7 protein-coding genes are annotated in these 8,497 nt (G+C 69.3%); 4 read left to right on the top strand and 3 right to left on the bottom strand.

The features are described from left to right. Nucleotides 1–51: 51 nt before the first annotated feature. Nucleotides 52–3,636: a two-component regulator propeller domain-containing protein gene (locus N800_RS08620; protein WP_232227573.1), complete on the bottom strand. Its 3,585-nt coding sequence runs from the start codon at nucleotides 3,634–3,636 to the stop codon at nucleotides 52–54. A 172-nt stretch (nucleotides 3,637–3,808) separates the two neighbouring features. On the opposite strand from N800_RS08620, the gene N800_RS08625 reads away from it, so the two are divergent. Genes N800_RS08625 through N800_RS08635 form a run of 3 tightly spaced genes read left to right on the top strand, consistent with a single transcriptional unit; the run spans nucleotide 3,809 to nucleotide 5,595 of the window. Then, nucleotides 3,809–4,465, top strand: a complete 657-nt coding sequence (locus N800_RS08625; RefSeq protein ID WP_052108076.1) for a YceI family protein — start codon at nucleotides 3,809–3,811, stop codon at nucleotides 4,463–4,465. Further along, a complete protein-coding gene (locus tag N800_RS08630) occupies nucleotides 4,462–5,040 on the top strand; it encodes a cytochrome b (RefSeq protein WP_036137017.1) in 579 nt (192 codons plus the stop codon). Before N800_RS08625 ends, N800_RS08630 begins: the two co-directional genes overlap by 4 nt. 3 nt (nucleotides 5,041–5,043) lie before the next feature. Then, a complete protein-coding gene (locus N800_RS08635) occupies nucleotides 5,044–5,595 on the top strand; it encodes a YceI family protein (RefSeq protein WP_036137020.1) in 552 nt (183 codons plus the stop codon). Here N800_RS08635 and N800_RS08640 read toward each other — a convergent pair. Beyond that, nucleotides 5,579–5,821 (bottom strand): glutaredoxin family protein, encoded by a 243-nt coding sequence (locus tag N800_RS08640; protein WP_036137023.1) that lies wholly within the window; start codon nucleotides 5,819–5,821, stop codon nucleotides 5,579–5,581. The two genes, N800_RS08635 and N800_RS08640, sit on opposite strands and share 17 nt — an antisense overlap. 139 nt (nucleotides 5,822–5,960) lie before the next feature. Between N800_RS08640 and N800_RS08645 the strand changes: the two genes are divergently transcribed. Further along, on the top strand, nucleotides 5,961–7,343 hold the full coding sequence (locus tag N800_RS08645; protein WP_036137026.1) for an L-serine ammonia-lyase: 1,383 nt from the start codon (nucleotides 5,961–5,963) through the stop codon (nucleotides 7,341–7,343). Between the two features lie 86 nt (nucleotides 7,344–7,429). On the opposite strand, the gene N800_RS08650 is transcribed toward N800_RS08645, so the two are convergent. Continuing rightward, nucleotides 7,430–8,491 carry a homoserine dehydrogenase family protein gene (locus N800_RS08650; RefSeq protein ID WP_052108077.1) on the bottom strand — a complete coding sequence of 354 codons (1,062 nt, stop codon included), beginning with the start codon at nucleotides 8,489–8,491 and terminating at the stop codon, nucleotides 7,430–7,432. Between the last annotated feature and the right edge of the window lie 6 nt (nucleotides 8,492–8,497).

Here is an 8,497-nt window from a genome sequence, read left to right on the forward strand (position 1 = left end):
GCGCGATTCGCGCGCGGCCAGCCCCAGCCGCGCGCCCCGGGCGCCCCGCCGTCACGCGACGCCGGTTGGCTCCGGGCAAAGGGCGGTCACCACGTCCGACAGCATCGCCCTGGTCACCGGCTTGCGCAGGAAGCGGTTGAACCCCGCGTCCAGCGCCTGGGCCATCGCCGCTTCGTCGGAGCGCGCAGTCAGGGCTACCAGCGGTGCCTGGAAACCGCGCGCACGCAGTTGGCGCGCCAGGCTCAGGCCGTCCATGCCCGGCAGGTCGAGGTCGAGCAGCGCGAGGGAGAAGTCCTGCGTCATGGTGGCCGTGAGGGCGGCCAGGGCATGCGGCGCGTGGTGGACGCGATGTCCTTGCGACTGCAGCAGGCCGGTGACCACCTCAGCCACCATCAGGTCGTCCTCGACCAGCAGGATGCGAAGCGCCCCCGGCGCCGAATCCCGGCAGGGTTCCAACTGGGGTTCCGAGACCGAATCCGAATCCACCGCCGGAGCGAGCTCGGCGTCGGCCAGCGGCAGGTCCACCACGAACCGTGCGCCCTCGCCCAAGGCGCCCGACACGCTGATCCGCCCCCCCATTTCCGCAGCCAGCTCCTGGCAGATCGCCAACCCGAGCCCACTTCCGCCGTAGCGCGCGGCGGTGCGCGCGCCTTCGGCCTGCTCAAAGCGCCGGAACAGCCGGGACGCCTGCTCCTCGCTCAGGCCAGGCCCAGTGTCGGCCACTTCCAGTGACAGGCCGGTCGGTGCCAGCCGCCCCACCCGCAACGTCACACTGCCGCGCTCGGTGAACTTGATCGCATTCGCCAACAGGTTGGTCAGGATCTGCGCGATGCGGTCGGCATCGCCGACCAGCCCGGCCGGCAACTCGGGCGCTACTTCCGTTTGAAAGGCCAAGCCCTTCTGCCGCGCAAGCGGCGCCATCAGTGCCACTGCCTCCTCGACCAATGCGCGCGGATCGAACGGCTGCGGGTCCAGTTCCAACTTGCCGGATTCGATCCGAGCGAGGTCCAACGCATCGTTGACCAGTCGCAGCAAACGCTCGCCAGCGCGGCGGATGGATTCGGCGTAGCCACGCTGCTGCCGGTCCAGTGACGTACCCAGCAACAGCTCGCTCATGCCCAGCACCCCTGTCATCGGCGTGCGGACCTCATGGCCCAGCGTGGCGAGGAACTGGGTCTTGGCCAGTGAAGCGTGCTGGGCAAGCTCGCGCTCCTGCTGCGCCATCTGCCATGCGTGCCGACGACGGACGCGCTGCCGGTAGGCATCGCCCAACCACCATGCCAACAACAGGGCCAGGCCAGCGGCGCCAGCCAGGGCGGCCGGCGTGCGCCACCATGGCGGCGCCACGTCGAACGTCACCTGCTGCACCGGAGACCACACGTTGTCGGCGTTGCGCGCCTGCATCTCCAGCCGGTAGCGTCCGGGCGCGAGCGCGCTGAACACCCGCTCGCCGCGCATGCCCGCGTCCACCCAATCGCCGTCATGGCCGCTGAGCCGGAAACGGTAGGCATGGGTACGCGCGTTGTTGAACGACAGCAGGCGCGCCGCCACCCGCAGGTCGCGGTCGTCGTGCGCCAGTTCGAACCCACCGCTGCCATCCAGGCGCCTCACGCCCGCATCGTTGCGGACGTGGATGTCTTCGACCACCAACCGCGGCGGACGGGTGGAGGGCCGCACGATCGCCGGATCGAACAGCACCAGCCCCTCCGGCGAGCCCGTCAGGAGGCGGCCATCGCCGGGCCGCGGTACCGGCGGGCCGCTGAACTCCTGGCTGGGCAGGCCGTCGTGCACGCCGAACACGCGTGCACTGCGCTGCGCCGGGTCCACCCGGATGATGCCGCGGACACTGGTCATCCACACGATGCCTGCGGCGTCCACGGTCACGCCGTTGGGCACGACCTGCGGCAACCCGCCGGTCGCATCCATCCGCCAAGCCCGCGCGTAGCGGCGAGGCGTCCGACGGTAGCGTTCGATCGCATCGTCGCGTGCCACCCAGATCTGGCCGTCGGGTGCCGCCGCCACGCTGCGCACGCCATCGGCCGGCAAGCCTGCTACATGCTCCAGGCGCCGCAGGTCCGGGTTCCATGCCTGTACGCCGTGGGCACCCAGCACCCACAAGCGCCCGCCCGGCCCGCGCGCCAGGCTCGCGATCTGCGTGCCCGGCAGCAGCCCTTGGCCATCGCCAGGGTAGAGGTTGTGGAGGACATGACCGTCGGGATCGCGCGCCTGCAGCCCACTGGCCTCGGTGGCGACCCACAGAAGCCCGGTACCATCCTGCGCCATCGCTACGGGCAAGCCTTCCAGGACCGAGTCACGCGGAGTCCGCCGCGACCAGCGCACGGTCTGACGCGTGCGCGGGTCATAGCGCACCAGCGCCTCATGGGAGGCCACCCACACGCGCGCGTCGCGGTCCTCGATCACCGCCGACAGGATCATGCCCCGGCCCACGTCATGCAGCGTGTGCTCGACGTGGCCGGTCTCGGGATCAAAGCGGTCGAGCACGCCACCGGTACCCACCAGCCACATGTCCCCGTCGCGCGCGGGGGCAATGCCGAGCACGCTGGCATTGGCCAACGAGGTGGGATCTTCGAGGCGACGTGGCAGCACCGAGAACTGGCGCCAGTTGGGCGGCAGGTACCAAAGCCCGTTGCTGCTGCTTGCAAACCACAGGCCGCCCTCGTGGTCCTCGTAGGTCTTCACCCACGGCGGGCGCACGATGCCACGGCTGGACAGGCTGTAAAGCGGCACCACCGCCACGTCACCGTCGTTGTCGCGGCCCAAGCCCTGCGGGATGTCCAGCCAGCGACTTCCGTCGCGGTCGCGGTGCAGGACGTGCAGCACCGGCACGTCCCGCCAGGGACGCGGGTCCACGCGGCCGTCGGGACGGCGCACGGCCACGCCCTGGCTGGTGCCGATCCACAACGTGCCGTCGTCTTCGACGGTCATCGCGTTCACGAACGTCGACCCGAGTTTGTCGGGCGCCAGCCGCTCGAAGTCCCATCCGGTCCAGCGCGCGACACCGGCCTTGGTACCCACCCACAGGGTGCCGTCCGGCGCCACCAGCACCTTCGACACGCTGGGACTGGGCAGGCTGCGCGGGTCACCCGGGCGCGGCATGAAGCGCGTGACGTGCCCCTTGGCGTCCAACCGATGCAGGCCGTGATCGGCGGTGCCGAACCAGATGTCACCCGCAGGCGTGGAGGTCACCGTCCAGATGTCGTTGCTGCCCATCGCCGGGCTGTTGCCGGTGTTGTAGTAGCGGAACGTCTGCCGGGCCTCGTCCAGTACCGCCAGGCCCGCCATGCGCGTAGCCACCCACAGCCGGTTGCGCGCATCGACGTGCACGCTCCACACGAAGTTGTCGCGCAGCCCACGCTCGGCGCGCCAGACCCGGTAATCGAGACCATCAAACCGCGCCAGGCCGTCGCTGGTCGCAATCCACAGGTAGCCGTGGCGATCCTCGGTGAGGTCATTGATGCGATTTGAAGGCAACCCATCCGCCACGGTCAGCTGCCGCAGGCGAGGCGTCTCTGGCAAACCCGCATGGATCGGCGCCCACGCGCCCAACAACAGGCACGCCCACAGCAGCAGCCGCACAGCCCATCCCTGCATCACCCGCTCCATCTCCTGCGCCACGGCGTATCCAGTCGTTCGGCGGCACTTTGCCGCATTCCCCCCGGCAAGGCTGGGCGATGGCGCCGTGGTACGCAAGTCGGCTGTCGCGCGCATGCCCTTGGAACCTTCCCCCCCCCAGCCCATCGCGGCGTCTACAATCGGCCGAGCACACCCGCAATCAACGGGACCCCCGATGACGCTTACCCGCCCCTTCTCCGTCGCCCTTGTCATGGGGGCCCTGCTGGCAGGCGTCACGGCCCGCGCCACGGAACCGGAGGTGTACACCTTGGATCCAATCCATACCCGGGTGGTGGTGGCGGTCGAGCACGCAGGTTTTTCGAAGGCGCTGGGCACGGCGTCCGGCAGTACCGGCAGCCTGTGGTTTGATCCCGCTGACCTTGCGGCCACGCGCTGGGATATCGCCGTCCCGCTGACCCGCCTCGACTTTGGCGATGCGAAGTGGAACGCGGCGGTACAGGCGGCAAGCCTGCTCGACGCCAAGCGCTATCCGGAGGCGCGATTCGTCTCCACGGCCGTCACCGCCGTCGATGCCCAGCATGCCCGCGCCTGCGGCGACCTCACCGTGCGCGGCGTAACCGCGCCCTTGTGCCTGGACGTGACGGTCAACGCCGTCAAGCGCCACCCGCTGCCGCCCTTCCGCCGCACGGCCGGGTTTTCCGCCAGTGGCATGCTCAGCCGCAAGGCGTTCGGCCTGGAGGCGTGGCCCAACGTCATCGGTGACTGCGTCGAACTGCGCATCGAGGCCGAAGCCGTGCGTGCGCGCAACGACGAACCGGTGTCTTCGCCAGACACCGCGCCGACCCCCACCCCCGGGGCACCACGCGCATGAACGCCAAGAACACCGCCGACCGCTGGGGCTGGGTCAGCCAGTCGTTGCACTGGCTGATCGCGCTGCTGATCGTGGTGATCGCGATCATCGGCCTGAACATGGTCGACCTGCCCAACTCGCCGCGGAAGATCTCGGTCTACGCGCTGCACAAATCACTGGGGCTTACGGTGCTGGCGCTGGTAGTGTTGCGCGCGGCCTGGCGGCTGTATGCGGGCGCGCCGCGACACTTGCCCGGCACGCCCACGTGGCAGCAGCGCGTGGCCACGATGACGCACGCTGCGCTGTACGCGCTGATGTTGGCGATGCCGCTGTCGGGCTGGCTGCTGAATTCCGCGGCCGGCTATCCGCTGCAATGGTTCAAGCTCTTCAACCTGCCCGCGCTGGCGGCGCATGACGAGGGCCTGCGCGAAGTGGCCGAGGGCCTGCACGAAGCCGGCTTCTGGGTGCTGCTGGTGCTGGTGTTGGCCCATGCCGGTGCGGCGCTGTTCCACCACCTGTTCCAGCACGACGACACGCTGCGACGCATGCTGCCCATGCGCGCGCGCGGCGGCGCGTCCACGCCCCCGGAGAATTGAGTCATGCGCCACTTCACTGCCGCCCTCGCCTTCGGCCTGCTCCTGGCCAGGCCCGCACTGGCTGCCGATTACGTGCAGGCCGCAGGTTCGTCGCTGACGTTCGCCTCGCGTTACCAGGGCGAGATATTCACCGGTCGGTTTGCGTCGTTCTCCACCCGGCTCAGCTTTGACCCCGCGCGGCTGGCCGCCGCCAAACTCGACGTAACTATCCCGCTGCTGGGCGTGACCACCGCCAACAACGACCGCGACACCACGCTGCAGAGCGCGGATTTCTTCAATACCGCGCGATTCCCGCAGGCCCGTTTCACCGCCAGCCGGTTCCGCAGCCTGGGCGGCAACCGCTATGCCGCCGACGGCATCCTGACCCTGCGCGGCGTCAGCAAGCCGGTGACGCTGGGCTTCACCTGGTCGCCCGGTGCCCGCCCGGTGCTGACCGGCAAAGCCACGGTGAAGCGACTGGACTTCGGCGTGGGCAGTGGCGACTGGGCGGACACCGAACTGCTGCCCAACGACGTCGCGGTCAGCACCAAGGTGGTCTTCAGCCCGGCGAAATGAACAGGCGCAGCCGTTCCACGTCGAACGGCCAATCCAGCTCCGCGCCGCCGCGCGCGTCGTGCAGCACCGGAACGCGGGCGCCGTAGCGTGCTTCCAGCGCCGCATCGTCGTCGATGAACACGCTGTCGAAGTCCGGTACCCGCGCAGCCGCCAGCACCTCCAACGCCAGGTCGCAGAGATGACAATCATCGCGCTGGAACAGGATCAACCGGGGGGCGTTGGGCATGGGCGGCACGATGCGTTTGCGTATGGGGAAAGGCCAAGGATTGCGTGCACGGGCATGCACCGGCCAGCGTAGGATAATGGGTTGCCTGCGGCCCGTCGCCGCGACTCAATAACCCCGCCCCGGCGGTTGGAGATTTTTCGTGGCTGTCAGCAGTTTCGACCTGTTCAAGATCGGCATCGGCCCCAGTTCCTCGCATACCGTTGGACCGATGCGCGCCGCGGCGCGCTTCATCGAGCGCTGGCTGGTCGAGAACGACGACCTGCAGCGGACCGCACGCCTGCGTGCCGAGGTGTTCGGCTCGCTGGCGCTGACCGGTCGCGGCCACGGTACCGACAAGGCGGTGCTGATGGGCCTGGAAGGCCATTGGCCCAACCAGATCGACCCCGACATCATCCCCGCCGCGCTGGAGCGCATTCGTGCCAGCAAGCGCATCCGCCTGCACGGCGGGCACGAGATCGGCTTCGACGAGAAGCACGACCTGATCATGAACAAGCGCCAGAAGCTGCCGTTCCACACCAACGGCATGCGTTTCACCGCGTACGACGCCGACGGCGAGGTGATCGCCACGCGCGATTACTACTCGGTGGGCGGTGGCTTCGTGGTCAACCAGGACGAGGCCGCCGAAGACCGCATCGTCGCCGATGAGACCGAACTGCCCTACCCATTCCACTCCGGCGACGAGCTGCTGGCGCGCTGCGCCGAGAGCGGGTTGAGCATCGCCGAGCTGATGTACGCCAACGAAAGGGCATGGCGCACGCCGGAGGAAATCAACGCCGGGCTCGACGAGATCTGGACGGCGATGTCCGCCTGCGTGGCGCGGGGCATCCGCGAGGGTGGCACGCTGCCCGGCGGCCTGCACGTGAGCCGGCGAGCGCCCGCGCTGCATGCCGAACTGTCGTCGCGTCCGGAGGCAGCAATGCGCGACCCGCTGACCACACTGGACTGGGTCAACCTGTACGCGCTGGCAGTGAACGAGGAGAACGCCGCCGGCGGTCGCGTGGTCACGGCGCCGACCAATGGCGCGGCCGGCATCATCCCCTCGGTACTGCATTACTACGATCGGTTCATTCCCGGCGCGAACATCCAGGGCGTGCGTACGTTCCTGCTCACCGCCGCCGCTGTAGGCATCCTCTACAAGGAGAACGCTTCCATCTCCGGCGCCGAAGTCGGCTGCCAGGGCGAGGTCGGCGTGGCCTGCTCCATGGCCGCGGCCGGCCTGACCGCCGCGATCGGCGGCAGCTGCAGCCAGATCGAGAATGCGGCGGAGATCGGCATGGAGCACAACCTCGGCCTGACCTGCGACCCGATCGGCGGCCTGGTGCAGATTCCGTGCATCGAGCGCAACGCGATGGGTGCGGTGAAGGCCATCAACGCCAGCCGCATGGCGATGCGCGGCGACGGCAAGCACAAGGTCTCGCTGGACAAGGTGATCAAGACCATGCGCGACACCGGCCGCGACATGCAGGACAAGTACAAGGAGACCTCGCGCGGCGGGCTTGCGGTCAACGTGATTGAGTGCTGATTGTTGACGGCCTCATTTCGTATGGGCCCCGCCTGGGCGGGACGGCGCTTCAATGGACCACGCCTGTCCCGCCCCTTGGCTGACCGTCAACCGCAGATACGCAGCACGTCGTCCAGCAGGCCTGCAGCGGTGACTTCGGCGCCGGCGCCCGGCCCCTGGATCACCAGCGGCTGGCGCGAATAGCGGTCCGACCAGATGGCCACGCGGTTGTCGGTGCCTGCGCCGCCGGCCAACGGGTGGTCCGCCGGCAATGACTCCAACCCAACGCGCGCCTTGCCATGCTCGAGCCGCGCAATGAAGCGCAGCTTCCCGCCATTCTTGTAGGCATCCGCAAAGCGATCGCGCAGCGGTTGATCCAGCGATGGCAACGCTGCATCCACGTCGGCCTTCGCCAGTCGCGCCAGCTCGGCCGGCACCAGCGAAGCCACGTCCACGTCTCCAGGCTCCAGTTCGACGCCGGCAGCCCGGGCGAGGATCACGATCTTGCGGCGCACGTCCTCGCCGGACAGGTCATCGCGCGGGTCCGGCTCGGTATAACCCGCTTCGCGCGCCTCGCGCACGAAGCCGGAAAAGGGACGCAGGCCATCGTAGTGGTTGAACAGCCATGCCAGCGAACCTGACAGCACGCCGGCGATGGCGTGGATGCGATCGCCGCCCGCGCGCAACTCGCGGATCGAGCGGATCAGCGGCAAGCCCGCACCCACGGTGGCACTGTCGCCATAGCGCGTGTTGCCTTCCGCGCAGGCCGCATGGATCGCGCGCCAGCGTTCCAGCGAAGTGCCCTGCCCCAGCTTGCAGGCCGTCACCACGTGGATGCCCTGCGACAGCCAGCGCGCGTGGTTCAGTGCGACCTCCTCGCTGGCGGTGGCGTCGACCACGATGCGCGGCCCATGGCCGCCCTGCAGCGCCAGCTCCACCGCCGACAACCGGCTGGGCTGGCCCTCATGCTGCAGCAGGTCGGCCACCCCTTCGGGCAACAGGCCAAAGCGGCCTCCCAGCGCGTGGCGCGAATTGGCGGCGTACACCAGCGACAACCGCCCACCCTGCGACGATCCCGACCACGCGGTTAGCCGTTCCAGCACCGCGCGCCCCACGGTGCCGGTGCCGAGCAACGCCACGCGGGCCGGCGCGCGCTGGGCCTGCGGCACGCCGGC

This window comes from Lysobacter daejeonensis GH1-9 (assembly GCF_000768355.1).
In the GTDB taxonomy this organism is placed as follows: domain Bacteria; phylum Pseudomonadota; class Gammaproteobacteria; order Xanthomonadales; family Xanthomonadaceae; genus Aerolutibacter; species Aerolutibacter daejeonensis.

Bases quoted from the DNA above. Each gene is read 5' to 3' on its own strand.
- N800_RS08625 (WP_052108076.1), top strand. From the start codon at position 3,809: ATGACGCTTACCCGCCCCTTCTCCGTCGCCCTTGTCATGGGGGCCCTG.
- N800_RS08630 (WP_036137017.1), top strand. From the start codon at position 4,462: ATGAACGCCAAGAACACCGCCGACCGCTGGGGCTGGGTCAGCCAGTCG.
- N800_RS08635 (WP_036137020.1), top strand. From the start codon at position 5,044: ATGCGCCACTTCACTGCCGCCCTCGCCTTCGGCCTGCTCCTGGCCAGG.
- N800_RS08640 (WP_036137023.1), bottom strand. From the start codon at position 5,821: ATGCCCAACGCCCCCCGGTTGATCCTGTTCCAGCGCGATGATTGTCAT.